The sequence below is a fragment of the Alteromonas portus genome (assembly GCF_005117025.1).
Lineage (GTDB): Bacteria > Pseudomonadota > Gammaproteobacteria > Enterobacterales > Alteromonadaceae > Alteromonas > Alteromonas portus.
In genome coordinates this window covers 241,103-266,537 of record NZ_SWCO01000001.1, presented here as the reverse complement: position 1 = coordinate 266,537, position 25,435 = coordinate 241,103, and the positions used below count along the sequence as shown (strand labels likewise).

27 protein-coding genes are annotated in these 25,435 nt (G+C 44.3%); 15 read left to right on the top strand and 12 right to left on the bottom strand.

Annotated elements, in window-relative coordinates:
• Positions 1-541: 541 nt before the first annotated feature.
• The 12 genes from E5672_RS01105 (at position 542) to mgtE (ending at position 9,913) form a co-directional block, all read left to right on the top strand.
• A complete protein-coding gene (locus E5672_RS01105) occupies positions 542-1,498 on the top strand; it encodes a calcium/sodium antiporter (RefSeq protein ID WP_136780550.1) in 957 nt (318 codons plus the stop codon).
• A gap of 2 nt (positions 1,499-1,500) precedes the next feature.
• Positions 1,501-2,481 carry a KpsF/GutQ family sugar-phosphate isomerase gene (locus E5672_RS01100; RefSeq protein WP_136780549.1) on the top strand — a complete coding sequence of 327 codons (981 nt, stop codon included), beginning with the start codon at positions 1,501-1,503 and terminating at the stop codon, positions 2,479-2,481.
• The gene (gene kdsC, locus E5672_RS01095; protein WP_136780548.1) at positions 2,482-3,030 is read left to right on the top strand and encodes a 3-deoxy-manno-octulosonate-8-phosphatase KdsC; all 549 of its coding nucleotides are present in this window, start codon (positions 2,482-2,484) and stop codon (positions 3,028-3,030) included.
• Positions 3,027-3,605, top strand: coding sequence for an LPS export ABC transporter periplasmic protein LptC (lptC, locus tag E5672_RS01090; RefSeq protein WP_136780547.1), 579 nt, complete (start codon positions 3,027-3,029; stop codon positions 3,603-3,605). The genes kdsC and lptC overlap by 4 nt, the downstream gene beginning before the upstream one ends.
• On the top strand, positions 3,574-4,119 hold the full coding sequence (lptA, locus tag E5672_RS01085; RefSeq protein WP_136780546.1) for a lipopolysaccharide transport periplasmic protein LptA: 546 nt from the start codon (positions 3,574-3,576) through the stop codon (positions 4,117-4,119). Before lptC ends, lptA begins: the two co-directional genes overlap by 32 nt.
• Before the next feature lie 2 nt (positions 4,120-4,121).
• Complete coding sequence (gene lptB / locus E5672_RS01080; RefSeq protein WP_014948343.1) at positions 4,122-4,847, top strand: LPS export ABC transporter ATP-binding protein; 726 nt, start codon at positions 4,122-4,124, stop codon at positions 4,845-4,847.
• Positions 4,848-4,921: 74 nt separating this feature from the next.
• Positions 4,922-6,403 carry an RNA polymerase factor sigma-54 gene (locus tag E5672_RS01075; protein ID WP_136780545.1) on the top strand — a complete coding sequence of 494 codons (1,482 nt, stop codon included), beginning with the start codon at positions 4,922-4,924 and terminating at the stop codon, positions 6,401-6,403.
• A 30-nt stretch (positions 6,404-6,433) separates the two neighbouring features.
• Positions 6,434-6,721: a ribosome hibernation promoting factor gene (gene hpf, locus E5672_RS01070; RefSeq protein WP_012517338.1), complete on the top strand. Its 288-nt coding sequence runs from the start codon at positions 6,434-6,436 to the stop codon at positions 6,719-6,721.
• Between the two features lie 13 nt (positions 6,722-6,734).
• The gene (gene ptsN, locus E5672_RS01065; RefSeq protein ID WP_136780544.1) at positions 6,735-7,178 is read left to right on the top strand and encodes a PTS IIA-like nitrogen regulatory protein PtsN; all 444 of its coding nucleotides are present in this window, start codon (positions 6,735-6,737) and stop codon (positions 7,176-7,178) included.
• An 84-nt stretch (positions 7,179-7,262) separates the two neighbouring features.
• A complete protein-coding gene (gene rapZ, locus E5672_RS01060) occupies positions 7,263-8,108 on the top strand; it encodes an RNase adapter RapZ (protein WP_039219650.1) in 846 nt (281 codons plus the stop codon).
• Positions 8,108-8,380 carry an HPr family phosphocarrier protein gene (locus E5672_RS01055; protein ID WP_014948339.1) on the top strand — a complete coding sequence of 91 codons (273 nt, stop codon included), beginning with the start codon at positions 8,108-8,110 and terminating at the stop codon, positions 8,378-8,380. The genes rapZ and E5672_RS01055 overlap by 1 nt, the downstream gene beginning before the upstream one ends.
• A 174-nt stretch (positions 8,381-8,554) precedes the next feature.
• Positions 8,555-9,913: a magnesium transporter gene (gene mgtE, locus E5672_RS01050; protein ID WP_136780543.1), complete on the top strand. Its 1,359-nt coding sequence runs from the start codon at positions 8,555-8,557 to the stop codon at positions 9,911-9,913.
• A 27-nt stretch (positions 9,914-9,940) separates the two neighbouring features.
• On the opposite strand, the gene E5672_RS01045 is transcribed toward mgtE, so the two are convergent.
• From E5672_RS01045 to rplM, 10 genes are all read right to left on the bottom strand, one after another.
• Positions 9,941-10,654 carry a response regulator transcription factor gene (locus E5672_RS01045; RefSeq protein ID WP_136780542.1) on the bottom strand — a complete coding sequence of 238 codons (714 nt, stop codon included), beginning with the start codon at positions 10,652-10,654 and terminating at the stop codon, positions 9,941-9,943.
• A gap of 49 nt (positions 10,655-10,703) precedes the next feature.
• Entirely contained in the window at positions 10,704-11,426 is a 723-nt protein-coding gene (locus E5672_RS01040; RefSeq protein ID WP_136780541.1) for a spondin domain-containing protein, read from the bottom strand.
• A gap of 11 nt (positions 11,427-11,437) precedes the next feature.
• Positions 11,438-12,157 (bottom strand): spondin domain-containing protein, encoded by a 720-nt coding sequence (locus tag E5672_RS01035; RefSeq protein ID WP_205676464.1) that lies wholly within the window; start codon positions 12,155-12,157, stop codon positions 11,438-11,440.
• Between the two features lie 124 nt (positions 12,158-12,281).
• Positions 12,282-12,755, bottom strand: a complete 474-nt coding sequence (locus E5672_RS01030; protein ID WP_136780540.1) for a ClpXP protease specificity-enhancing factor — start codon at positions 12,753-12,755, stop codon at positions 12,282-12,284.
• Positions 12,752-13,384, bottom strand: coding sequence for a stringent starvation protein SspA (gene sspA, locus E5672_RS01025; RefSeq protein WP_012517332.1), 633 nt, complete (start codon positions 13,382-13,384; stop codon positions 12,752-12,754). Before sspA ends, E5672_RS01030 begins: the two co-directional genes overlap by 4 nt.
• A 167-nt stretch (positions 13,385-13,551) precedes the next feature.
• Entirely contained in the window at positions 13,552-14,286 is a 735-nt protein-coding gene (locus E5672_RS01020) for a cytochrome c1 (RefSeq protein ID WP_014948333.1), read from the bottom strand.
• Complete coding sequence (locus E5672_RS01015; RefSeq protein ID WP_136780539.1) at positions 14,283-15,548, bottom strand: cytochrome b; 1,266 nt, start codon at positions 15,546-15,548, stop codon at positions 14,283-14,285. Before E5672_RS01015 ends, E5672_RS01020 begins: the two co-directional genes overlap by 4 nt.
• A 1-nt stretch (position 15,549) precedes the next feature.
• Positions 15,550-16,182 (bottom strand): ubiquinol-cytochrome c reductase iron-sulfur subunit, encoded by a 633-nt coding sequence (gene petA, locus E5672_RS01010; protein ID WP_049586157.1) that lies wholly within the window; start codon positions 16,180-16,182, stop codon positions 15,550-15,552.
• Between the two features lie 436 nt (positions 16,183-16,618).
• Entirely contained in the window at positions 16,619-17,011 is a 393-nt protein-coding gene (gene rpsI / locus E5672_RS01005; RefSeq protein WP_014948330.1) for a 30S ribosomal protein S9, read from the bottom strand.
• A 12-nt stretch (positions 17,012-17,023) separates the two neighbouring features.
• A complete protein-coding gene (gene rplM / locus E5672_RS01000; protein WP_014948329.1) occupies positions 17,024-17,452 on the bottom strand; it encodes a 50S ribosomal protein L13 in 429 nt (142 codons plus the stop codon).
• A gap of 494 nt (positions 17,453-17,946) precedes the next feature.
• On the opposite strand from rplM, the gene E5672_RS00995 reads away from it, so the two are divergent.
• Positions 17,947-18,597: a tetratricopeptide repeat protein gene (locus tag E5672_RS00995; protein ID WP_136780538.1), complete on the top strand. Its 651-nt coding sequence runs from the start codon at positions 17,947-17,949 to the stop codon at positions 18,595-18,597.
• Between the two features lie 164 nt (positions 18,598-18,761).
• Here the strand turns inward: E5672_RS00995 and E5672_RS00990 are convergent, their stop codons facing one another.
• Both E5672_RS00990 and E5672_RS00985 read right to left on the bottom strand, forming a co-directional pair.
• Positions 18,762-20,774: a TonB-dependent receptor plug domain-containing protein gene (locus E5672_RS00990; protein WP_136780537.1), complete on the bottom strand. Its 2,013-nt coding sequence runs from the start codon at positions 20,772-20,774 to the stop codon at positions 18,762-18,764.
• A gap of 355 nt (positions 20,775-21,129) precedes the next feature.
• Positions 21,130-21,498, bottom strand: coding sequence for a YbaN family protein (locus E5672_RS00985; protein WP_136780536.1), 369 nt, complete (start codon positions 21,496-21,498; stop codon positions 21,130-21,132).
• 385 nt (positions 21,499-21,883) lie between these two features.
• Here E5672_RS00985 and E5672_RS00980 point away from each other — a divergent pair, with 385 nt between their 5' ends.
• Both E5672_RS00980 and E5672_RS00975 read left to right on the top strand, forming a co-directional pair.
• Positions 21,884-24,040, top strand: a complete 2,157-nt coding sequence (locus tag E5672_RS00980) for a TonB-dependent siderophore receptor (protein ID WP_136780535.1) — start codon at positions 21,884-21,886, stop codon at positions 24,038-24,040.
• A gap of 181 nt (positions 24,041-24,221) precedes the next feature.
• A complete protein-coding gene (locus E5672_RS00975; RefSeq protein WP_136780534.1) occupies positions 24,222-25,430 on the top strand; it encodes a PepSY-associated TM helix domain-containing protein in 1,209 nt (402 codons plus the stop codon).
• Positions 25,431-25,435 lie beyond the last annotated feature (5 nt).

Sequence of the window (25,435 nt, the reverse complement as noted above, 5' to 3'; positions counted from 1 at the left end):
GTTAAAAGCGATATCAATCCACTTAGAAAATTATAAAAGCATATGAGTAATGGCATATTCAATTTCTGTGCCTTCGCACACATAACTCATAAAGTTTACTGAACAGTTTACTTTTAAGAGCATGGAAATTCAAAAAAGTTTACTCTCCAGTGTAGTTTTTTATTTTTACAGGCTGGCTTGTTTATCAGACATGCCCACTGGGCCGTGTAATTTGGAGCCATTGTACGCTTTTTCAAGACCCTCGCCAAAGTCAAAAAGTTACAAGTTATGTTCTATTAAGACGAATGATAGGTAACCCGCGCTGAAGTAATGCCAGTGCCCTAGCTAATTCTTACGTGTAGTTCCAGTCCCCATCCTATTTCTTTGTTTATTAACTGAAACTGAACGCCTGGGCCAGGCCAGTAAAGCCTCGTTTAACATTGACTATCGGCAGAAATTTACGGCAGTTGGCCTTATTTGATGAAAATAAAGCGTTGCGAGCATAGGCAAATGGCACTCTTTTTGCGACAATCTAGCGAAATACTTTTTATTACAGGTTGTTGTGCTTTTAAACATTGTCATTTTTCTGGTTGGGCTGATTGTTTTAAGTTGGAGTGCGGACCGTTTTGTTTATGGTGCTTCTGCGCTAGCAAAGAACATCGGTATCTCTCCTATGATGATCGGATTAACGATTGTCGCTATGGGCTCTTCGGCACCTGAAATTGTGGTTTCCGCTATTGCCTCTGCAAATGGCAATATGAATACTGCCGTAGGAAACGCGTTAGGCTCGAATATTACGAACATCGCGTTGGTGTTAGGTATAACTGCCCTTGTAAAACCTCTTCTGGTTTCATCTACAACACTAAAACGAGAACTCCCCGCACTTCTCATCATCTCACTTATCGCCATCGGCTTTATGTTTGATGGTGAACTGAAATCCTATGAGGGGATTATCCTGTTGGGCCTATTTATCTTTGTTCTAGCAATGATGGCATGGTTGTCACTTCAGGTAGATAAAGAAGATCCGCTTGTCGCAGAAACCGCAGATGAAATCCCTAAAGGTGTCTCTAATACTTCTGCCCTTATCTGGATCGGTGTTGGCCTCGTAGTGCTACCCTTGAGCGCCCACTTCCTCGTCAATTCAGCTGTTGAAATTGCAAGATATATGGGCATTTCTGATTTGGTTATCGGGTTAACTATTATTGCATTTGGTACAAGCCTGCCCGAACTCGCAGCAAGTGTTGCTGGCGTGCTTAAAGGTGAAGATGATTTAGCACTGGGTAATATTATCGGCTCTAACATATTCAATCTGCTCGCAGTGCTTGGTATGCCGGGGTTGATCGCTCCTGGTATTCTGGACCCAGACGTCTATAACCGAGATATGTACGTCATGCTCGGTTTAACTTTGTTATTGTTTTTGTTCAGCTTCGATTTAATTGGCAAGCGTACAATTTCAAGAACAAACGGATTTATACTTCTGGCTTGCTTTATCGGCTATCAATTCTGGCTGTTCGGATAACCATGAATACAAAAACTCAGATGCACTATATCGAATCGGCAAAGCGTGTGATAGACATTGAAACACAGGCTATTGCTAACCTTGCAGAGCGCTTAAACGGTGACTTTATTACCGCGTGTAACATTCTCTTTAATTGTAAGGGAAAAGTGGTTGTAAGCGGTATGGGCAAATCTGGGCATATCGGTAATAAAATTGCCGCTACGCTAGCTAGTACAGGTACTCCAGCTTTCTTCATGCATCCAGGTGAAGCCAACCATGGCGACTTGGGTATGCTAAGTAAAGGAGACGTCTTATTAGCTATCTCTAATTCTGGTGAAACTAACGAGCTAGTTAACCTGTTGCCCGTTGTTAAGCGTTTAGGAATACAAGTTGTGGCCATGACCAACAGTGCATCCAGTTCCTTGGGCCAACACGCAGACGTGGTACTTGATATCAGCGTTGAAAAAGAAGCCTGCTCATTGGGCCTTGCACCGACGTCAAGCACGACGGCCACATTGGTTATGGGCGACGCCCTTGCGGTGGCGCTACTCGACCAAAAAGGCTTTACATCGGATGATTTTGCGCTGTCACATCCTGGCGGTAGCTTGGGCAGAAAACTGCTGCTTAAAGTGAGTGATATTATGCTGAGTGGCAGTGACATCCCGCTAGTAAGTGCAAACGCATCTGTCGCTGATGCACTTCTGGAAATCTCTAAAAAGGGGCTAGGCATGACTGGTGTATTAGCCTCAGATGGCTCATTGACCGGTGTCTTTACCGACGGTGATTTACGACGAATACTCGATGCTCGCATTGATGTACACTGCGCAACCGTAGAAGATGTGATGACCAAAGGTGGTAAAACCACAACCGCAGATCAGTTGGCTGTCGAAGCGCTTAATTTAATGGAAAATCACAAAATAAGCGCGTTAATGGTTACCGATGACAAGCGCAAACCTGTTGGCGCTTTCAATATGCACATGCTATTGAAAGCAGGAGTACTTTAGATGACAACTACCTTATATACCGATTTAGACAACGTGCTTTTTGAAAAGCTAGCGCATATTAAGCTGTTGGTGTGTGACGTAGATGGTGTGTTTTCTGACGGCCGCATTTATCTAGGTAATGATGGTGAAGAGCTAAAAGCCTTTCACACCCGCGACGGATACGGCGTTAAAGCGCTGGTCAGCAATGGCGTAAATGTGGCGGTTATTACCGGGCGACGTTCAGCGATTGTAGAAAACAGGATGAAAGCCCTTAATGTTGCGCACATTATTCAAGGCGAAGAAAACAAAGCAGACGCGCTAAGCGAACTGATGCAATGCTTGAAGTTAGAACCTAATGAGGTAGCTGCAGTGGGTGATGACATGCCAGACACAGGTATGTATGAGCATGTTGCAGTGAAAATTGCGGTTGCCGATGCTCACCCTTACGTAGCCAAACAAGCCAATTGGATAACCACACTTCAAGGTGGGTTTGGCGCAGTTCGAGAAATTTCAGACACCATTTTGCAAGCCAAAGGGGTGGCGAACGAGATTTTTGGAGCGAGTGTATGAGCCTGTTTGGCTTTAATCGCTTAGGATTAAGTATATCTGCGCTATTTATCTTAGCGCTGCTTATGTATATCCCTACTTGGATGGAAGAGCAGCCTGAGACTCAAAGCAGCAGTGAAAATGACGCTTTAAAGCCAGCTTACAAGGCCAAAAACCTCACCACAACCTTATACAATCAAGATGGTGAGCTCAACCACAAAGTGTTTGCAGAGTCGATGGAGCACTACGACCAGTTAGGTTTTGTTTTATTTCAACAGCCCCGGTACACCCTTTACACCGAAAACGCTACATCGCCTTGGGTTGTCACGGCACAAGAAGGAACGCTTTATAACAACGAGCTGATCCAGCTTGAAAATAGCGTTGTGATTGAAAATCAAACCAGCGATGATTTTGTAAAAAGTTTATCAACCGAATACATCCAGATAAATTTAGACACGAAACAAATGACATCTGATCAACCCGTTGAGATACTGGGCACTCAATACCTTATCTTAAGTAATGGGTTTAACGCGAACTTACGCACACAAGAATACGAGCTTTTAGATCATGTACAAACGACTTATTCCCCTAGCAACTAGCCTTATACTTTCCATCGCTAGTGGAGCGGTGCTTGCAAGTGAAGAAGATTTTTCACAGCCTATTAAAATAGGCTCAAACACCCAGTTTATCGACGGTAAAAACAAAACGGCGCTTTACAAGGAAGACGTACTCATTACCCAGGGATCGCTTGTCATCAAAGCTGATGAAGTTGAAGTTATCGCTACAGATGGCAGCGGCAGAGAAATATTTATCGCTCGAGGTAAACCTGCCAGCTACTCTCAATCGCTCGAAGATGGTACGCCAGTGTCAGCTCAGGCCAATGAAATACGTTACGAAGTGGTCAATCGCACCATCTCTTTGGCAGGCAACGCTGAATTACAACAAGACACCAGTAAAGTACAAGGCGATAAAATCACATTCGATATGATTACCGAGCAATTATTGGCCACAGGCGGTGCGGGTAAGAATGGAGAAGGTCGCGTAACCACCGTATTTACGCCAGAGACTATTCGCAAAACATCGTCGAAAAAAGACAACAAGGACAATCAATAGCAATGGCTACTTTAAGCGCTAAAAACCTTGCTAAAGCCTATAAATCACGACAAGTGGTTCGCGATGTGAGTCTTTCGGTCTCAACAGGCCAAATTGTAGGCCTTCTTGGGCCTAATGGTGCTGGTAAGACCACCACATTTTATATGATTGTCGGCTTAGTAAATTTAGATAAAGGCAAGATTGAAATTGATGACAATGAGCTTACTCATCAGCCAATGCACGAGCGCGCACGCCGTGGTATAGGCTACCTTCCACAAGAAGCATCAATCTTTAGAAAGCTTACGGTGCATGAGAATATCATGGCCATTTTACAAACCCGTAAAGATTTAAATTCGCAGCAGCAAGAAGAAGAAGCGGACGCCCTACTTGATGAATTTAATATCAACCATATACGTAATAGTACGGGGATGAGTTTGTCAGGGGGCGAGCGCCGTCGTGTTGAAATTGCCCGCGCTTTGGCAGCAAAACCACAATTTATTTTGTTAGACGAACCATTTGCTGGTGTTGATCCAATATCAGTTAATGATATAAAGAAGATAATACAACATCTTCGCGATAGGGGTATTGGTATCCTTATCACGGACCATAACGTACGCGAAACATTGGATGTTTGTGAGAAAGCGTACATTGTGAGTCATGGCGAGCTTATTGCGCAAGGAACAGCGGAACAGGTTTTAAGTAATCAGAAAGTAAGGGATGTATACCTAGGCGAGCAATTCAGGCTATAGTTAATGTAACCGAATTGTCATTTTTCAGTTTTCGCTCTGGTATATTTAATTTAGAGCATTTAAATAAGACGTAGATGAAACCATCTTTACAGCTAAAATTTAGCCAACAACTTACAATGACACCTCAGCTTCAGCAGGCGATTAAACTGCTGCAGCTTTCTACGCTTGATCTCCAGCAAGAGATACAAGAAGCGCTCGACTCTAATCCGCTTTTGGAAGTGGAAGAAGGAAGTGACGAGCCCCAGTTAGAAAAGAACAACATCGACAACGACGATAGTGCATCTGAAGCCACGGCTTCTGCCTCAAGTGATACACTGGAAGCGGGCGATGCACTTGAGAAAAACGACCTTCCTGATGAGCTGCCGATCGACAGCACGTGGGACGAATATTACTCGGCATCTTCTGCACCTGCGCCGGGTCCGTCTAACGACGACGAACAAATATTTCAGGGCGAAACCACTGAAGACATTCAGGAACATCTTCTTTGGCAAATGCGCCTTACTCACTTTTCCGACACTGACCGCGCTATTGCCACGGCTATCATCGACTCAATCGACGAATCGGGCTACTTAACCGTTACCCTTGATGATATTTTAGAAGCAGTAAATAACGATGAAATGGAAGAGCCTATTGAAATGGACGAGATAGAGTGCGTACTTAAACGCATTCAGATGTTCGACCCCATAGGTTCAGGTTCTCGCTCGCCTCAAGAATGCCTCATGGTGCAATTACGCCAGTTTTCAGAAGACACGCCTTGGCTAGCTGAAGCGAAGCAACTTATTGAAGAATATTCTGATTTACTAAGCAGCAAAGACTACCGCACGTTAATGCGTAAAAGCCGCTTGAAAGAAGATCAGCTGCGAGAAGCCATGCGTTTACTTCAAACCTTGAATCCTCGCCCAGGTAGTGCTTTAGTTACTAAAGAGCCTGAGTACGTTATTCCTGATGTCTCAGTAACCAAAAAAAATGGCCGTTGGGTGGTTGAGCTGAACCCTGACAGTCTGCCTAAACTAAGCGTAAACCAGCAGTACGCTGCAATGAGTCGTCGTGCCAAAAACAGTAGCGACTCACAATTCATCCGCTCACATATGCAAGAGGCTAAGTGGTTCATTAAGAGCCTTGAATCTCGTAACGAAACCTTAATGAAGGTTGCAAATTGTATTGTGCAGCAACAAATGGGCTTTTTTGAGCACGGCCCGGAAATGATGAAACCAATGGTGCTAAATGATGTCGCAGAAATGGTAGATATGCACGAATCGACTATTTCGCGTGTGACAACGCAAAAGTATATGCATACGCCGCGTGGTATCTTCGAATTGAAGTATTTCTTCTCAAGCCACGTTGCAACCGAGTCAGGTGGTGAATGTTCATCTACAGCGATTCGTGCATTGATCAAGAAGTTAGTGGCTGCGGAAAACCCCAGTAAGCCGCTAAGTGATAGCAAGATTGCTTCATTGTTGGCCGAGCAAGGCATAAAAGTCGCAAGGCGAACAATAGCAAAGTACCGGGAATCGTTATCGATCCCGCCGTCGAACCAACGCAAAAGCCTTATTTAAACGGGCTTAATAATATAAGGAAGACGAAATATGCAAATCAACCTTACTGGTCATCATGTCGAAATCACCGACTCTTTGCGTAATTATGTCGATACGAAGTTCAGCAAACTTGAACGTCACTTTGATCACATTTCTAATGTGCATGTCATCCTGAACGTTGAAAAATTAAATCAAAAAGCCGAAGCGACCGTTCATTTAAGTGGCGCTGAAGTATTCGCATCCTCAGAAAATACCGACATGTATGCGGCGATTGACAGCATGGTTGATAAACTCGACCGGCAGGTAATCAAGCATAAGGAAAAACTGAAAAAACATTAGTAGTTAATTAAGCATGGATATACAAGCCATCGTAAGTCTGGACCGCACCGAGTGTGCGGTTCAGTGTAATAGTAAAAAGCGAATTCTTGAGATCATTGCAGATATCGCTGCCAAGCAAAACGATAACATCGACCAGGCAACGGTACTCAATAGCCTAATGGCTCGAGAACGAATGGGTAGTACAGGTATTGGCAACGGCATTGCTCTGCCGCACGGCCGTCTAGCTGGTCTTGAGAAAGTGATAGCAATCGTTGTTACAAGCACACCTGCTATCGACTTTGACGCCCTTGATGAAAAGCCCGTAGACATATTTTTTGCGCTTCTCGTTCCTGAAGAGCAAACTGAAGGACACCTTCAAACACTGGCCACTGTGGCTGGTAAACTAAGCGACAAAGAAACGATTAAAGCAATACGCCGCGCAACAACTAGCGACGATATACTATCTGCATTAAGTTAAATATTAAGCGCCTATTCATCGTCGAGTAGCCGCTTAATTCAACAACGCGAATGTGATTTAACCAGAGTGTTAGGGAGAAATTAGGTGAAGCTGATCATAATCAGTGGTCGTTCGGGGTCTGGTAAATCTGTCGCACTTCGCGCATTGGAAGATTTAGGTTATTACTGTGTTGATAATATCCCAGTAAACTTGCTGCCCACCCTAACCCATACGGTTGTGGACGAGTACGATCAGGTTGCAGTGAGTATTGATGTAAGAAACTTACCCAAAAACCCTGACGACTTAGTAGAAATTCTAGACTACCTGCCTTCTTCATGGTCAATGACCATAGTGTATATAGATGCAAGCGATGATGTGCTGGTTAAGCGCTTCAGTGAAACCCGCCGCCTTCATCCTCTTGCCAAGCTCAATAAATCACTATCAGAAGCCATTAAAGCCGAGTCTGCCCTACTTGCTCCCATTGCAGAGCGTGCAGATTTATATCTAGACACCGACAAGCTCACCATTCACCAGCTTGCAGAATTAATTCGTGAACGCATTCTAGGCAAGAAAAGCTCACGCCTAGTGCTTGTTTTCGAATCGTTTGGCTTTAAACACGGTATACCTAAAGATGCGGATTACGTTTTTGATGCGCGCTTTTTACCTAACCCTCACTGGGAGCCAGACCTTAAACACCTGACAGGATTAGACGCTCCGGTGGAGGTGTTTTTAGGCTCGCAGCCCGTGGTTACAAAATTTATTTGGCAAATTCAAAACCTAATGACCACATGGCTTCCCCATTTAGAACGCAATAACAGAAGTTACGTAACCGTGGCCATAGGCTGTACAGGCGGACAGCACCGCTCGGTTTATATTGCACAGACGCTGTCGAAAACCTTCAGTGAAATACATCCTGATGTACAAATTCGCCATAGAGAGCTGAATCAGTAATGACTATTCAAAAAACCCTAACTATCGTCAACAAATTAGGCTTACATGCTAGAGCGGCGACCCAACTGGTTAAACTGGCTAATCAATTCGACGCTAAGATCATATTGAAAAAAGGCGATAAGGAAGCTGACGCAAGTAGTGTATTGGGGTTAATGATGCTTGAAAGCCATCAAGGCGAACAGGTTGATGTAATTGTAGACGGCAGTGATGCTGTTGATGCACTTGCAGCTATTGAGGAACTTATCGAGGGTAGATTTAACGAAGACGAATAGTCTTACTTACCCAATGCATTGACCAATTAATCAACACTTAGCGAAGATAACTTGAAATCCTGCATAAAACCTATGCATTTACCATGACAGACTCATTATAATTGCGATATTCTACGCACACTTAGGCTTCAGTAGCCTACACTTGTCACTCATTGTTTGTAGGAATAACGCCTTATGGCAGAAGCGCTTGTTTCTAAATACGTGCAAACCCAGCTTCGCGCACTCAATGCTGCATTAATTAATGGGCAGTTTGTATCTGTACGTAAACTTCTGCTTGAATTGCCGCCTTCAGACGTCGCCCACATTCTTGAGTCTAGCCCCAGCAGAACCCGTGACGAGTTATGGGAGCTTATTGATAGCGATTTTCACGGCGACATTTTAGAAGAACTCTCTGACGATGTTCGAAACGGTATCATCACAAAGATGCTCCCCGCCAATGTGGTTGATGCACTTGAAGAGATGGATACCGATGACTTAGCAGAAACGCTAAGCAGTCTTCCCGAGCCAGTATTGGCCGACATTCTAGATTCGATGGACGCACAAGACCGCGTGCGCGCAGAGCAAGCGCTGTCTTACGGTGAAGAAACCGCTGGTTTCATTATGAACACCGACACCATCACGCTGCGTCCTGATGTGACCATTGACGTAGTTCTGCGCTATATCCGTTTAAAAGGCGAGCTACCAGAGAATACTGATACGTTTTACGTGGTAAACCGAACTGACAACCTTGTTGGTATAGTTCCGGTTACCCGTTTACTCACCGCAGATACCGACGACAAAGTATCTGACGTCATGGATGAAGAATCAGAAGCTATTCCGGTGCATATGCCTGACGATGAAGTGGCTAGCCTTTTCGAACGTTATAACTGGCTTTCCGCACCTGTTGTTGATGAAAAGCACCGTCTTGTGGGCCGAATTACCATTGATGACGTTGTTGATATTATTCGTGAAGACGCCGAACACTCCATGATGAGTATGGCGGGTCTTGATGATGACGAAGATACCTTTGCCCCTGTTATGCAAAGTACTAAACGGCGTTCTGTGTGGCTGGCGGTAAACTTAGTTACGGCGCTTATGGCTGCCATGGTTAGCGATTTATTTGAAGCGACCTTAAGCCAGATGGCTGTTCTGGCCATCTTAAATACCATTGTCCCTAGTATGGGCGGTGTAGCGGGCAACCAAACGTTAACCCTTGTTATTCGGGGTATGGCACTAGGCCATGTTAACGCCAGTAACTCTCGATGGCTTATTAGCAAGGAAATGTCCATCGGCTTTTTAAATGGAGCCATTTGGGCGGTACTTATTGCTTCTGTTATTGCACTATGGAAGCAAGACTACATGCTGGGGATTATTATTGCCTTTGCAATGATGGTAAACATGATTGCAGCGGCACTCGCCGGTGCCACTTTACCTATGATCATGAAACGCCTAAAAATAGACCCTGCCCTTGCTGGAAGCGTAATACTCACCACTATTACAGATGTGGTTGGTATCTTTGCCTTCTTAGGCACGGCGACTCTGTTTTTGATTTAAAAATTCTGCCAGCGCCTGAATACGTGATCAGGCGCTCAATGCTTTAGTAGTGAATGCTTCTACATTAAGTTTGTAACCTACGCCCCACACTGTTTTAAGTAACTGCCCACCGTTGTCGATACTTGTAACGCTTTCTAATTTTGTTCTTAGTCGGTTGATGTGGGTGTTTACAGTGTGTTCATAGCCCTCATGATTGTAGCCCCATACTGCGCTTAGCAACTGGTTTCTAGAAAAAACCTGGTTGGGGTGACGACAGAAATACTCAAGTAAAGAAAACTCCCTTGCGGTGAGATCTATACGCTCTCCATTTACAGCAATAGTATGGTATGAAATGTTTATTGAAAGCGGGCCAATTTCTATGTGCTTATCTTTCTTAATTTCTTGGGGTATACACCTGCGCATGTGCGCTCTAACACGGGAAATAAATAGGCGCTCGTTGAAATCTCTAGGCAGAAAGTCGTCAGCACCGGCATCTAATAAATCTGCGCCCACTCTGTCCTGAATATTTTGACCTACAGTCATGATCCAGATATCAGGAAAATTTTCAGAAATCGTTTGTAGGTTTTCTATGTCCGTGGCTGTACCAAGGCACTCTATGATAAGTAAGGAATAGCTGTGAGAAGATAAAAGCGAAATGGCAGAGTTGAAATTTGAAACTGCGTCGTAAAGATAGCAGTGCTCGTTCAAGCACTGCGTTATCGAACTTTCGTATTGATTTGTGCTGTGAAAAATGAGAATCATGATCCGCTCCTTTAGGGTCTATTAACACCAGACCGGAGCGGTATCAAAATTATTCCATTCTTGTTACAGAAATTTTCAATACTGGGTTATCAAAGCGCTGATCGTTAGTTAGCACTGACGATGATAAACCACCTTCGAGGGTTACAACACCAGGGTGAAGAGTAACAAAGTCGTGAGCTTCACGACCTTCACTTGGTCCTTCACCGCCCGCTGCTGGACCAGGTACATCCTCCGCTGACTCTGTATTCGCTTCTGTGCCAGCATCATATGCATGGGTATAGTGCGTTACAGAATCGCCCACTTCTAATGTTGACAAGTCCATGCCAGTAAAGCCGGTAAATGCATCATTAGTATTGCCTAGCATAGATGCAACCGTCATAGCACTCATATCGTTATCTTCAATAGAAATAGATACGACAACACTTTCACCCGGAGGCGTTGGGCCTTCTGCCGACGCGGTTACTAACAAGTTTTCATTAGCTAAAAATTCAGTGTTATCACCAGATTCTGCAAGAAGCGCTAGACCATCAGACGAAGACTCACCCACTGACCATAAAGCCACGTCACTGCCGTGTAATGCAACTGCAATTGGTGAAGCAGGCTGACCCGCTGTTAGGTTAACTACACTTACTTCATAGGTTGACACCACAGGCACTGGCTCGACTTCAACAATTTCTTCAACGGGATCGTTGTCGTTATCAGAACATGCAGTAAGTGAAATTGCCACAGCTGCTAATGCTATTGAATAGACTGATTTATTAAATCGTTTCATAAAACCCCCAATTATTCAGTAACTACAATTGTCACTTTAGCTACAGGGTTTAACCAGCGAAATACTGCATTGTCGAGATCGCTCACGCCGCCTTCTAAATCGTCATCTCCTAATGAGCCAGGGTGGACATGAATATAGTTATTTGAAAGTGTAGATGTAACGCCTGTTGCGTTGAAGCCTACTTTGTCTTCTAAGAAAGGAGGTACACCAAGACCTGGTTCACCAGGCATGCCGCTGCCTCGCACTTCGTCGTTAACTTCAGTACCAGCGTCATAGCCATTCAAGTAGAGTGTGTATGTTCCAGGTTCTTCAGGGATAGTCCAATTATCTAGGCCAATAAAACCATCATTACTAGGTACAATCATACCGACTATGCTTAGCACTGTGTTGCCTTCATCAGGGTAAACCATTGCGGTAGTGCTTTCAGCAGGACCTAATGGGCCCTCATTGGGATTCGCAGAAGTGTTAGCAGATATTGCGTCAGCAATCGCTTCTAGCCCTGAAATATCCCCACCTTCTGCCATAGCTTGAATTTCAGCTGAAGCTTCTTCACCCAGCTCAAATAAGCTCTGGTCTGGGCTATGGGCCGTCACAAGTAGTGGTGCGAAATAAATACCTTGAGTAAGGTTTTGAACTGAGACTTCTAAATCAACAGCTTGAGAGTATCCTGACACACCCATTACAGCAGCGCCAAGTGCAAGTTTAGTTAATTTTGATTTTACATTAAGCATTGGTTTTCCTTCTTGTTGATAAACCTCGAAGGAAATACTGGATTAAATTTATCCGGAAAGTATAACGAGAATGTAACGATAAACTGACTTTAAATTAAAAAAATCTAAAGCCAGTATATTGTGACTACTTAATGACCTTTAAGCTAGGCTTGCCCTTTTTAGGAGGCACAGGAGCATCTTTTACATCGCTAGCATCTGCATCTTCAAGCGACGTTGGACCGCTAGGTTGAGGTGCATTATCAGATGTGTCCGCACTGTCTTGCTGCGCACGAGCCATATCTTCTTCAGTAGCGAATACCGTACCGGCACCATTCTCTCTTGCATAAATCGCCATTATCGCTTCACAAGGCATACTTAATCTTCTAGGTTGCCCAGAGAAACGCGCTTGAAACGATAAGCCATCTAAATCAAGAGAAAAGTTAACACACGCGCTCGGCGATACGTTTAAAACGATCTGACCATCTTTAACGAATTCCTGCGGCACTTCAACCAACTCGTTGGTTGCATCTACCACAATGTATGGCGTTAAGTCGTTATCAACAATCCACTCATAAAAAGCCCTAAGCAAATAGGGCTGGTTTGACGTCATAGATGTCATAGCGGATTGTGGATCTCACGCTCTTGGTCGGTCAAAGACGCTTTAAATGAACTACGAGAGAAAATGCGGTTCATGTAAGCGTTAATTTCTTTGCTGCCAGCACCGTTTAGTTCAATACCTAATGCAGGTAAACGCCATAATAGCGGAGCAAGGTAGCAATCAACTAAGCTGAACTCTTCGCTCATAAAGTAAGGCATTTCACCAAATACAGGCGCAAGTGATAGCAAAGCTTCACGCAGCTCATTACGTGCTGCTTCTACGTCACCTTCGCCACGGAAAATACGGGCAGCAAGCGAGTACCAGTCTTGCTCGATGCGGTGCATCATAAGACGACTTTGACCACGTGATACTGGGTAAACCGGCATAAGTGGTGGATGAGGGAAGCGCTCATCAAGGTATTCCATGATGATGTGCGACTTGTAAAGTACAAGTTCGCGATCAACTAGAGTTGGAACAGTACCGTAAGGGTTAAGCTCCAACAGATCTTCAGACAAGTTGCTAGGATCTGTGTAGCTGATTTCAACACCCACACCTTTTTCTGCCAACACAATGCGCACCTGGTGGCTATAAATATCAATTGTGTCAGAGAACAACGTCATAATAGAACGTTTATTCGCGGCTACGGCCATTCAATTTCCTCCGTCGAGAAACAAGTTTACGCTTACAAACGGTAAGCTTATTACGTTAACTCGTGCCACCTGAAGACCCTATTTTAAGGATTTTCAGGTAGCACGAGTAAATACCAAAAAAAGGGGGCGAGAAGCCCCCTTTTCATATTATACATAAATCTGTGCGATTAGTGCACTTCTCGCCAGTATTCTTTCTTCAGTAAGTAAACAAATACAAACAATACTGCGATAAAGATAAGTACCCACTTACCGATTTTGTGAGATTCAAGCTTTGAAGGCTCACCTGTGTACTCTAGGAAGTTCACGATATCGGCAACAGCTTGGTCGTACTCGTCAGGAGACATTGCGCCAGTACCATCTGACTTAATGCCTACATAACGCTTAACCATTTCGCCATCAACCATTTGCTCTTCATAGGTACGCGTTGGCGTACCTTGAAGTGGTTGAAGTACGTGTGGCATACCTACTTCTGGGAATACTGTATTGTTCACACCAAACGGGCGGCTTTCGTCAACATAGAAAGAGCGCAGGTAAGTGTAAATCCAGTCTTCGCCACGAACACGCGCCACTAGCGTTAAATCTGGTGGAGCAGCACCAAACCAGCCAGCAGCGGCTTCTTCAGGCATTGCACGGGTGATGTAGTCAGACACTTTTTCACCCGTAAACTGCAGGTATTCTTGACCTAGTTCGTCAGGAATACCCAAGTCTTGGAATGAACGCTGATAGCGCTGATACTTCATTGAGTGACAGCCTAAGCAGTAGTTCATGAACAACTGTGCACCGCGCTGTAAAGACGCCTTATCGGTTAAATCGATAGGCGCTTTATCTAGGTGTACATTTCCGCCTGCCGCAAGCGCTACGCCAGGTAGGAAGAAGGCTAAAAAGCACATCATTTTTTTCATTTAGAAATCCTCTCTGGCACAGGTTTAGTGTTTTCGTTTTTGCTGTACAAGAACAGTGCTACGAAGAAACCGAAGTACATTACCGTTGCAACTTGCGACGCAATAATTTTCCAGTTTTCTTGTGGTGTACCACCTAGGTAACCTAGGAAGATAAACACAATTGCAAACACGATAAGGTTTACTTTGTGTAGGCCACAACGATAGCGCCATGACTTAACGCGACCACGGTCTAACCAAGGCAGCGCAAATAGCGCAGCAATTGCACCAAACATCGCTAGTACACCGAATAGCTTATCAGGAACCGCTTTTAGTACTGCGTAGAACGGTGTGAAGTACCAAACAGGGAAGATATGCTCAGGTGTTTTAAGAGGGTTAGCAATTTCAAAGTTAGGGTGCTCTAGGAATTTACCGCCCATTTCCGGGGCAAAGAACAACACATAAGTAAATAGTGCTAAGAATATACAGAATGCCACAAGGTCTTTAAGTACGATGTGTGGGAAGAACGGCAATACGTCATCAGCAATGTCGTACTTGCTTGTGTAGTATTCATGAATTTCATACTTCGTCTTTTCAGACTCAGGTAGTGAACCTTTCTTGTGCTTAATCGCAATACCATCTGGGTTGTTAGAACCCACTTCGTGAAGTGCGATGATATGAAGAAATACAAGAATAACAATAACCAACGGCAACGCAATAACGTGTAATGCGAAGAAACGGTTTAGCGTTGCGCCAGAGATAACGTAGTCACCCTGTAGCCAGATAACAAGGTCAGGACCAACAACAGGAATAGCACCAAATAGTGATACAATTACCTGCGCACCCCAGTAAGACATTTGTCCCCAAGGTAGAACGTAACCCATGAAAGCTTCTGCCATAAGCGCTAGGTAAATAAACATACCAAACACCCATAGAAGCTCACGAGGCTTCTGGTAAGAGCCGTAGATCATGCCACGGAACATGTGTAGATATACCACAATAAAGAACGCTGATGCGCCAGTACTGTGCATGTAACGAATGATCCAACCGTAGTCGATCTCACGCATGATGTATTCAACAGAAGCAAATGCGCCTTCTGAAGATGGAACGAAGTTCATGGTCAACCAAATACCAGTAACAATTTGGTTTACCAAAACAATAGTTGCTAGAAAACCGAACACATACCAGAAGTTCATGTTCTTTGGAGCAGGATATTGAAGAGCGTGCATATTCGCAACGCGCATCATTGGGATGCGTTCTTCAATCCAACCTAGGAAAGCATTCATATTACACGGCCTCCGCTTCTGAACCGATGATGATGTTATTGTCATCAACGAATTGATATGGCGGTACAACCAGGTTCAAAGGTGCAGGAACGTTTTGGAATACACGTCCAGCCATGTCGAATTTCGAACCGTGGCACGGGCAGAAGAATCCATCTGGAACGCCTTCAACCACTTCTTCAAATGCACCGTCTTTAAGATGCTGTGGAGAGCAACCTAGGTGCGTACAGATACCCACTAGAATCAGGTATTCTTCTTTCATCGAACGGAAACGGTTTTGAGCAAAGGCAGGCTGCTGCTCAGCTTCAGAGTTAGGATCTTTCAGCTTATCTTCGTGCGTGCCTAATTCTTCAAGAATTTCAGGCGTACGACGTACAATCCACACAGGCTTGCTTCGCCACATCACACGTACTAACTGTCCAGGCTCAATCCCGCTGATATCTACTTCAACGTCAGCACCGGCTGCTTTCGCTTTGGCGCTTGGATTCCAGGACGCAATAAAAGGCACAGCAGCACCAACGACACCTACACCACCAACTACCGACGTGGCAACGGTCAAGAACCGACGACGAGTGTTGTTTTCTGGCTGGTTTTCATTGTGTGCAGACTCTGTTGCATCTACAGATACATTGCTCATCCACATTTCTCCAGGTTTGGATAATTATGATGTGTAACCCAAGCTTATACTGGTTTTATCACGCTTGTGTCATGCATCATATGGCTTGTCATGACAGCAACGTAACAGTAAAAATTTACTGGTTTACGAGGTCACGAAAGTTTTCAAAATTTTCGACCGCAAATGATAAAAGAAAAGCCCTTATAAACACAAGGTTTTACTGATATTTAAGCGATAATTTAATTCAATTAGTGTGTTTAGGTTTAGTGAGGGAAAGGCCTAAAATCAAGGTTTTGAAGAATATTTGGTAAGATAACCCGCACAAATTAAACCTTTGTTATGAATTATAGAGGCTCGAAGACTTTACTGAATGTGGGACGCAGACAACTTGTAATAGAGAAAAAGCAATAAAAAACCCGGCATAAGCCGGGTTTTTGCAATACAAAAAACGTAAAAATTAACGCTTTGAGAATTGTGGACGCTTACGCGCTTTGTGTAGACCAACTTTCTTACGTTCAACGCGACGTGCGTCACGAGTAACGAAGCCAGCTTTACGAAGTGCTGGACGTAGTGCTTCATCATACTCCATAAGAGCACGAGTAAGACCGTGACGGATTGCACCCGCTTGACCGTTAGAACCACCACCTTTAACAGTGATGTATACGTCAAACTTTTCAGTCATTTCAACAAGTTCAAGTGGCTGACGAACAACCATGCACTCTGTTTCACGACCAAAGTACTCGTCAAGAGCGCGTTGGTTTACTTTAATGCTACCTGTGCCTGGACGTAGGAACACACGAGCAGTAGAACTTTTGCGGCGGCCTGTGCCGTAGTATTGAGTATCTGCCATGTTAATAGCTCCTTAAATGTCCAAAACTTGTGGTTGCTGTGCGGTGTGCTTGTGCTCTGCACCTGCGTAAACTTTCATTTTACGGAACATTGCGCGACCTAGAGGGCCTTTTGGCAACATGCCTTTAACTGCTTTTTCAATAACCATTTCTGGTTTGTGAGCAATTAGTTTTTCAAAGTTTGTCTCTTTAAGACCACCTGGGTAACCAGAGTGCGCATAGTACATTTTGTCTTGCGCTTTACGGCCTGTTACCGCAACTTTCTCAGCATTGATTACTACGATGTAATCACCAGTGTCCACGTGAGGTGTGTACTCTGGCTTGTGCTTACCACGAAGGCGTAGTGCGATTTCAGAAGCCAAACGGCCTAGAGTTTTGTCTGTGGCGTCTACCACATACCAGTCACGTTGTACCGTTTCTGGCTTAGCAACAAAAGTTTTCATTTTCAAATTCACCCGAATAATATCGTCGTTACTGATTTCTGAACACCAGAAATCACCTTAAAATCAACACAATGACCCCTTCGAGCCGGCTGATTCTTCCACCTTCCCAAAGGTGGGCGTAACTGGGCAGGGCGCGAATTATACAGGAATTGAAGGAAATGCGAACCCCTAAGAACAAAAAATATGGATAAAATTCCATCATCTGCCGATGACATAGAAACTGAGTTAAGGTACTGTACCTCCGCTTCATTCAATTCTTCTAATAACTCAAATGAAAAGAACTCACTTTTTAGCTTCGATTTTTATGCAGCTCGCACTAACGGACATGCCAATCAGTAATGCCCTTCCCTCTAAGAAACGGTGCAAGCAAATCGGGGCTGGCCTCAATGAGTTGAATTAACGTCAGTATTAAATGCAGCCTTTCTTTACATGTAGTGGCCACGCTCAAATGGTCATACTCTTTATTTAATTAAACTCTTTTATCTGGGATTTTCATGACAATAAAAAAACAACTTTCCTCCCTTATTATCGCAGGATTAGCATCAGCGGCACTTATCGCTCCAGTAGCGGCCTCACCCGACGAACTACTTAAGCTTCAACAACAGTGGGCGACCGTCAACTATCAATTAGAGGGCGACGCGCAACTTAATGCGTTCTCAGAACTTATTGAGCAAGCAAAAACGCTAGCTAATCAGACAGATAATAGTGCTGAGGCTTTGACCTGGCTGGCTATCTCTCAATCCAGCACCGCTAGTGCAAAAGGTGGTTTAGGTGCCCTAGACTTTGCTGAAAGTGCGAAGGAAAATTTAGAACGCGCCATTGAAAAAGAAGAAACGGTGCTAGACGGCACGGCGTTAACCGTTTTAGCTGCGCTCTATCATAAAGTGCCTGGCTGGCCTGTCAGCTTCGGTAGTGACAAGAAAGCTGAAAAACTGTTTAAGCGCGCACTAGAAATCAGTCCGCATGGTATGGACCAGAACTTTTTCTATGCAGAGTACCTTTTCGATGAAGGTGAATACAAAGAAGCACAAGCCTTTTTAACTCGCGCTCAAAACGCGCCTGAAAAAGCCAATCGCCCACTAGCAGATAAAAAACGCAGAGAAGAGATTGCTGCGCTTCAAGAAAAGCTAGACTCTAAAGCTTAGTTTACATAGCAGCTTGATAAGTTAAGGTGGACGTTGTCATTAACTTTCCACCTTCACTTAACCCAAGCCATTTAATTAATGCTGCTTAATCAATGCCGCTTTAGAGGCTTGGCTTTGTCGCTTTTTCTGCAATCTTTACCGACTGCCAGCGTCTTGTTTACTTCCTATCCACCAAATTTAATGCGCACACCTGCATTGGCAATAAAGCCATCGTTGCGTGACCAAATGTCGGTTGTCCAACGTCCACTTGGTGCCTGTGACTGTAATAATAATGGATGCTCGTCGGTTTGTTGAACATCAAGAAGGTTTTCTAAATTTAAAAACCAGCTGTAGCGGCCCCTCGTTATTTGCCCTAGCAAGCCTAAATGCCAATAAGGCTTGGTATGGGTAATGTATGGATTGTCGTCTACTCGCTGAACGCCAGTATAGTACGCCTCAAAACCTAGCATAAACTTGCCGTGCTGCTCCCACATTGCGACAAAGCCAGCAGAATGCTGTGGGGTTAGTGCGAGCTCTCGCCTACCGCTAGCATTGGGAACTTCTTCTGTGGCGTCTAAGTATAGGTAGCTCGCTGTGAGCTTCAGGTCTTCCCAATAATAGCGAAGTAAAACTTCAGAACCTCTAATTTTCGATTCACCTTCTGCGTTTACTAAGCGTACGTTTGTAGGCGGTGTCCCGTCGCTCGTTTCTACAGTTTCTAAGCGAGTCACGTTATCAACGTTAGAGCCGAATAGGGTAAGACTGGTTTCAATATCATCAAAACGATAAGTAATATCTAAAGATGCGGTTTGCGCCTGCTCTTCTTTTAGCCCTTCTACAGGAAGTAAGCGTGATAACCCTGCCGCCTCAATTTCCTCAACAAACGGCGTAGGGGCGAAATAGCCCTCTCCATAAGAACCTCTTATGGTGACATCACCAGGGCGATATAAAAACGATACTCGTGGGCTAAATTGAGTACCGTATTCACTGTGATCGTCTAGCCTCGCACTCGCTGATGTTGTGAATTCATCGCTTATTTGATAATCCACCTGGGTGAAGATACCCGGAACCTCGTAGCTGTAATCAAAAGACGCAAACGTATCCGACTCGTAAATATTAGATTGATAGGCAACTCCCACCAACCAATCACTCTTTTCCGTGTACCCAGCCAAACTAGTTTCAGCGAGGTAACTTTCGTGTTGATCACTTTCTAAGCCTGATAACTCATTGCCGAACTGATGCGTATGTTCTTGCGACATTGCTGAAAAGCGTGAATTAAGGGTAAGTGTATCGCCAAGGGGCTTTTCGAACACAAGACCACTGTCAATGCGCTCTGACTCTAGCCCACGAATAAAAGAGACGGCATTTTCTCCGGCTCCTACAGTTGCGTCGCTTACGGTGCCACCTTGGCGGTTTTCCGTCATATAACCAGTTGTGAAATAAAGGCGCTCGCCCTCATCTCCTTCCCAGAAAATACGCGGTCTCACCGTGTAGCGCTCATAACCCGCTAAATCGGCCCAGCCGTCGTCATCGAGATCTTTCTCACTTTGATGATGCGCGCCTGCTGTTACTGAGCCGCTTACGCTGTCGCTAAAAGGCGTGGCCATATAGGTTGTGAAATCTTGCCCGTCACGAGTAGTGAAATTCACCAACGCTTCGCCTTCAAACTCATCTTTCGGGCGACGAGAGACAAGGTTGATAACACCACCAAGCGCTGAGCCACCGTAAAGTGATGATGCAGAACCTTTGATAATTTCAACCCGACCTAAATCTGTAGGGGGAATTTGAAGTAAGCCTATTGATGCGGACTGGTTACCGTAAAGAGGTAACCCATCAGAAAGAAGCTGAGTATAACGACCATAGAGGCCTTGAAGGCGAATGTTGGCACTGCCTAAGGCAGGTGATGTGGTTTGCATTCTGACACCGCCAGTCTCGGCAACCAGCATTGAAATGTTACCTGGTCGCATCGCGGCTTTTTCTTGAATTTCTTCTCTGTTAATCAACTCAACGCGAACAGGTTGGTCGTCTGCAATACGGCCTGAACGGGTAGCCTGAACTACTATCTTTTCGACGCTTTTTTCCTCGTGAGCATCGTGTTCGCTATGTTTGTCTTCATGGGCGTGTAACACAGAAGAGGAAGAATAAAATGCAGTTAACGCTAAGAGGTAAAGCGAGGGTCTGAAAAATGTCGCTGGCATGACCGTCCATAAAATCCATTGTATGTAGGACGTCCATTACATCATAGTCTGCCATTAAGCTCACACAAATTCGCCTTGTGAAATCATACGTTCAAAGAATCCCCCTTTATATTCGCTGGTATTCTTTTACTGGCGTATACCCTTTTTAATTCCAAAGTTCTTTTTATAGGCTTCGTTTATCCGCATGTATAAATTGCAAACATTTTGAGCGCGAAACCGGCACTCAGCTAAACCACTTAGGACACTTTTCTATACCGCCCGAAATCTTGTCGGGAAACATAGAAAACTTCGCAGGCGTTGCAGTTTGAATAAGCTGTGCGCTACTGCCGAAGGTAAGTAAATTAACATAGAGAAATTATACGGCAGGAATACTGGGGCGCGTAACAACAAAGTATGCGCCTATTCCCATAAATAGACCTATGCCTAAGTAAGCGGGAATGGGCATTGACGCAAAAAGGCAAACAAGAATAAAGCTTACTAACATGCTGCAGCACGCTATGCATTTCACCTTTTTCGATATTGCACCGTGTTTGCGCCACGCAACAAGACTAGGACCGTATTTGGGATGGTGAAGTAACCAGTTCTCAAGGCGCGGTGAAGATTTGGTAAAACAAAAAAGCGCTCCTATCAAAAATACCGTGGTTGGCATTACAGGTAAAAACGCGCCTATGATACCAAGAAGCGTTAAAAACAGCCCCAGTGTTGAATACAGTACTTTTTTCATAAAACGGTTACGCCCAATTCAGTCCAACTCCTTGGTAAGTGTCATGATTTACCACCAGCGACACACCTTTCCAATCTGTTAATTTTATACTCAGATCTCAGGCAGAATGGATCTACATTGCTTTGTCGTAAATCAAACCTACTCTATAACCATACGCCAAAATAATGAAGTTTCCATCTACATTGGTCTAATTTACTACCTTGCGAATTGACACCTATCTATCTGCGTTGCTGCACACCATAACTCTCGCTTACTGATATTGATTACAACACGACAAATGGCATACAGCTATAGATGAACGATAATAAAAACTGTTATCATTTATACTAAAGTATTGGCTTTTTTATCACGCTCCTTTTTTCACACAACACTTGGATTTTTTGCAATGAAATATTTAGCCGCGTTAATAGCTGCTTCGTTGACCTCCCCTGCTTTATCACAAGACATTGAAACTCCTTCGGATACACGTGAAATATCACCCGCGAAATCTGACCAAGTAGAGCGTGTAGTAGTGACTAGTAGAGCAATCAATCTATATCGCAATGGTAATTCATCTACAGGTAAGTTAAGTGTTGACCCACTTAATTCGACCCAACAAATCACTACAATCAACGAAAGCTTGATACGCGATCAGGGTGCACGCAATGCAAAAGATATTTATCGTAACATTGCTGGCGTTAGCCAATTTAGCTATGCCGGTGTAACCGCCAGGGGTTTCAGGCAAGAGGAAATCTTCTTCGATGGCTTACGCGGAGACCCTTATGTAGGATTTAACGTACCTCAACTATTTAATATTGAGCGCGTCGACTTTTTAAAGGGCCCTGCCGGCATGCTCTATGGGCCGGGAGCGCCAGGTGGCTTGTTCAACTACGTCACAAAAAAACCTACGTCAGAATTCGACGCCAACGCTAGAATAATTGCTGGTTCGCATGCTCGCTTTGGAGGCTCAGCAGAAATAAATGGGGCAATTAATGACGACCAAAACGCCCGTGCAGGTGTTTTTTATGAGCAGCAAGATACTTATCGAGACAACAGCGACAGTGAAGTATTTATCTTCGATTCTGGCTATACATACGACCTTCAAGGCCACCTACTAACGCTTCAATACACCCATTACTCACAAGATTTAGGCGCTAACCGACTGCGCGGCGTGCCCGTTGACGACAGTGGTAACTTTCTCACAGATATAGATTGGAACCATAATGAAGCCAGTGATTTTCTAAACTTGCGTTCTGACTCTGTTCAACTTTCTCTAGAGGGACAGCTGAGTGATTCAATCAGCTACGATACACGTTTGCGCTACATAGATAATGAACAAGAGCAGAACTACCATGAGCCACGTGCTCTTATTGATAGCGATGGAGATGGGAGCATAGACCTTGTTGGCCGTGAATTTAGGGATCAACTACGCGAACAGGAGCAACTTAGCTTTGGCGCCAACTTTGTATATTCAGGTGAGTGGTTGGGTGCAGACCATAGAACGGCATTCGGCATTGACCTTTATAAAGGAAAAGAGGACGCACTTTTAGGTGCTGCGGCTTTTCAGCAAGATTTCGTTCTTCGTTATCTAAGCGGGACTTCACTTGAATCAGATATCATTCCACTAACGCTTACTAACCCTAACTACGGTATAACGCAGCCTGAAAACTACAATGTGCAATTCAGTCCATTGAGCACAACCAAGCAGACGCGAAACGGTGCCTATATACTGAATGAACTTGCTTGGGAGCAGTTTACCTTTGTTGCTGGTTTACGCTACGACCAGTTTGAAGATGAAACGTCTAGTGCCATTTTCGACGATTCAAACGTAAGCTTCAGGGTTGGTGGTATTTATAAAATTAACGCTAATATTTCACTTTATGGTCAATGGGCTGATTCATACGAACCACAGTCGGTAAGTAATCAGCAAATTGAGGCGGGCGGACCATTTGAACCAACTACCGGAGATATTATTGAAGGTGGTGTGAATGCAGAGTTGTTCGATGAAACCACCTTACTGCGATTGGCTGTGTATCAAATCACTAGGCAAAATCTCCTTCAGTCTACCGGCGAAGATCCTGAAGGCGACGGCATTGATAATGTCGCGCCCGTGGGTGAGGTGACCAGTGACGGATTCGAAGTTGAGGTTATCACTGACATAACACCAAATTGGATCTTGAGCGTAGCTTATGGCTACAACGACGCAAGAATCACTGCAGATAATGGCGGTGGCGGTATTAGCAATAGTGTTGGCGACCGCTTCGCTAATGCGCCTCAGAATCAGTTTGGTTTCTGGACGCGTTACCAAATACCTGAGTGGGATCTTGCCTTTGCCTTTGGTGGAAACTATGTTGACGACCAACTGAGCCTGTCAGGTCAGAAGGTGAAGTCATATTTCATTGCAGATGCGTCGATAACTTGGGAAGTAGACAACTACAACGTACTATTTAGAATAGATAACCTATTTGATAAAGAGTATGCAGAATCAGGCTTTATTGAGCGCACAGGTCACTTCCCCGGAAACCCAAGAAACGGTTTTGTAGAATTCACCTACAAGTGGTAACCACTGCGTTTTTTAAAATTCGGGATTGGCTATGCGCATAAATTCTGCTTAGAGTTCTGCTCATAAGTAGCACTTTTGAGTTAAATGCTTGCGCTTAGCCTTTCTTTCAATCATAAGCCGAGCTTTTTACAATGTTCCCTGCACCATGCAGGGCTTGTCTTTTACCTTACACAAGTATTTCATGACCAACGATAAAACCGCGCAAAGAAAGTACCTAAAGAAGTTATATAACTTGCACGCGTGGGTAGGTTTTCAGCTCTCACTGGTGCTTTTTATTATTGTTGCAACGGGCACTATTGCTACGGTATCCAATGAAATTGATTGGCTTGTATTTGAGGAAATGCGCACGTTTAATACGCCTTCTAGCAGCCTAGACAACGCCGATGATGAAATTGTTAAGTGGAACAGTATCTATGAGGCTACGCTTAACTATGCAGAACAAGCAAAGGTAAAATCCATCTCGACCATGGGGCATGATAATTTCACCTACCGTGTCAGAGCAGAATTTCCCGATGGTCATGACCGTTTTATCCACGTGGATCAGTACACCTATGAAGTGACAGGTGATATTCCTATTTTGACGATTCAGCGGTTCTTTCGAGACTTTCACCGCTATCTTTTTATGCCTAATTATCTTGGCTTACCAACCGTTACCTTTTTTGCATTCATTCTTGCTATCTCGCTGTATACGGGCCTAAAAACAACTCGAAACTGGAAGACCGCCATTACTCGGCTTCGCCTAAACCAAGGCCCAAGAATACTACTGAGCGACCTTCATAAACTACTTGGGTTGTGGAGCATCTGGTTTTTCGTTGTCATAGTTATAACCAGTTGGTGGTATTTATTTGAATTCGGTGCCGCTGTTACAGGCAATCGATTTGAACCTCGCGCACCTAAGGCCACTGTCATTTCAAATTATGAGCAAGTTAACCCTGTATCAACCACGCAGTTTTCCAGTGCGTTTCAGAAGGCATTGCAAGCCATTGAGGACTGGCAGATCACCGGTGTACTATTTCCTAACTCAGACACAGCAACACTGCGATTCACAGGTATAAGCAATAACCCTTTGCTGCGTGAACGCGCGCATAAAGTAGATATTGATATAACCAATCAGCGTATTGTTGGCGTACAAGAGCCCAAAAATATGGCCTGGACTAACTACCTGAATGAATACGCAGACCCGCTGCACTTTGGATACTTCGGTGGGCTTTTGACTAAGTTAATTTGGTTTGTATTTGGTGTTGGTTTAACAACGCTTTCTGCAACAGGGGTGATGATGACATGGAAGCGTACGAAATCATCTGCTCTAACCAAAACACAAAAGCGAACGCTGCCCATCTTACTTCTGGCACTAGTCTATTTTGTCTTTTGGCTGCAGCGGTATTTGTAATTCGT

Excerpts from the sequence above, each read along its gene's own strand:
- E5672_RS01020 (WP_014948333.1), bottom strand. The coding sequence starts at position 14,286 with ATGAAAAAAATGATGTGCTTTTTAGCCTTCTTCCTACCTGGCGTAGCG.
- lptC (WP_136780547.1), top strand. The coding sequence starts at position 3,027 with ATGAGCCTGTTTGGCTTTAATCGCTTAGGATTAAGTATATCTGCGCTA.
- rplM (WP_014948329.1), bottom strand. The coding sequence starts at position 17,452 with ATGAAAACTTTTGTTGCTAAGCCAGAAACGGTACAACGTGACTGGTAT.
- E5672_RS01035 (WP_205676464.1), bottom strand. The coding sequence starts at position 12,157 with ATGCTTAATGTAAAATCAAAATTAACTAAACTTGCACTTGGCGCTGCT.
- E5672_RS01040 (WP_136780541.1), bottom strand. The coding sequence starts at position 11,426 with ATGAAACGATTTAATAAATCAGTCTATTCAATAGCATTAGCAGCTGTG.
- kdsC (WP_136780548.1), top strand. The coding sequence starts at position 2,482 with ATGACAACTACCTTATATACCGATTTAGACAACGTGCTTTTTGAAAAG.
- E5672_RS00990 (WP_136780537.1), bottom strand. The coding sequence starts at position 20,774 with ATGCCAGCGACATTTTTCAGACCCTCGCTTTACCTCTTAGCGTTAACT.
- petA (WP_049586157.1), bottom strand. The coding sequence starts at position 16,182 with ATGAGCAATGTATCTGTAGATGCAACAGAGTCTGCACACAATGAAAAC.
- E5672_RS00975 (WP_136780534.1), top strand. The coding sequence starts at position 24,222 with ATGACCAACGATAAAACCGCGCAAAGAAAGTACCTAAAGAAGTTATAT.
- E5672_RS01015 (WP_136780539.1), bottom strand. The coding sequence starts at position 15,548 with ATGAATGCTTTCCTAGGTTGGATTGAAGAACGCATCCCAATGATGCGC.
- mgtE (WP_136780543.1), top strand. The coding sequence starts at position 8,555 with ATGGCAGAAGCGCTTGTTTCTAAATACGTGCAAACCCAGCTTCGCGCA.
- E5672_RS00995 (WP_136780538.1), top strand. The coding sequence starts at position 17,947 with ATGACAATAAAAAAACAACTTTCCTCCCTTATTATCGCAGGATTAGCA.
- hpf (WP_012517338.1), top strand. The coding sequence starts at position 6,434 with ATGCAAATCAACCTTACTGGTCATCATGTCGAAATCACCGACTCTTTG.
- E5672_RS01045 (WP_136780542.1), bottom strand. The coding sequence starts at position 10,654 with ATGATTCTCATTTTTCACAGCACAAATCAATACGAAAGTTCGATAACG.
- lptA (WP_136780546.1), top strand. The coding sequence starts at position 3,574 with ATGTACAAACGACTTATTCCCCTAGCAACTAGCCTTATACTTTCCATC.
- ptsN (WP_136780544.1), top strand. The coding sequence starts at position 6,735 with ATGGATATACAAGCCATCGTAAGTCTGGACCGCACCGAGTGTGCGGTT.
- lptB (WP_014948343.1), top strand. The coding sequence starts at position 4,122 with ATGGCTACTTTAAGCGCTAAAAACCTTGCTAAAGCCTATAAATCACGA.
- E5672_RS01100 (WP_136780549.1), top strand. The coding sequence starts at position 1,501 with ATGAATACAAAAACTCAGATGCACTATATCGAATCGGCAAAGCGTGTG.
- rpsI (WP_014948330.1), bottom strand. The coding sequence starts at position 17,011 with ATGGCAGATACTCAATACTACGGCACAGGCCGCCGCAAAAGTTCTACT.
- E5672_RS00980 (WP_136780535.1), top strand. The coding sequence starts at position 21,884 with ATGAAATATTTAGCCGCGTTAATAGCTGCTTCGTTGACCTCCCCTGCT.
- E5672_RS01075 (WP_136780545.1), top strand. The coding sequence starts at position 4,922 with ATGAAACCATCTTTACAGCTAAAATTTAGCCAACAACTTACAATGACA.
- sspA (WP_012517332.1), bottom strand. The coding sequence starts at position 13,384 with ATGGCCGTAGCCGCGAATAAACGTTCTATTATGACGTTGTTCTCTGAC.
- E5672_RS00985 (WP_136780536.1), bottom strand. The coding sequence starts at position 21,498 with ATGAAAAAAGTACTGTATTCAACACTGGGGCTGTTTTTAACGCTTCTT.
- E5672_RS01030 (WP_136780540.1), bottom strand. The coding sequence starts at position 12,755 with ATGACATCTATGACGTCAAACCAGCCCTATTTGCTTAGGGCTTTTTAT.
- E5672_RS01055 (WP_014948339.1), top strand. The coding sequence starts at position 8,108 with ATGACTATTCAAAAAACCCTAACTATCGTCAACAAATTAGGCTTACAT.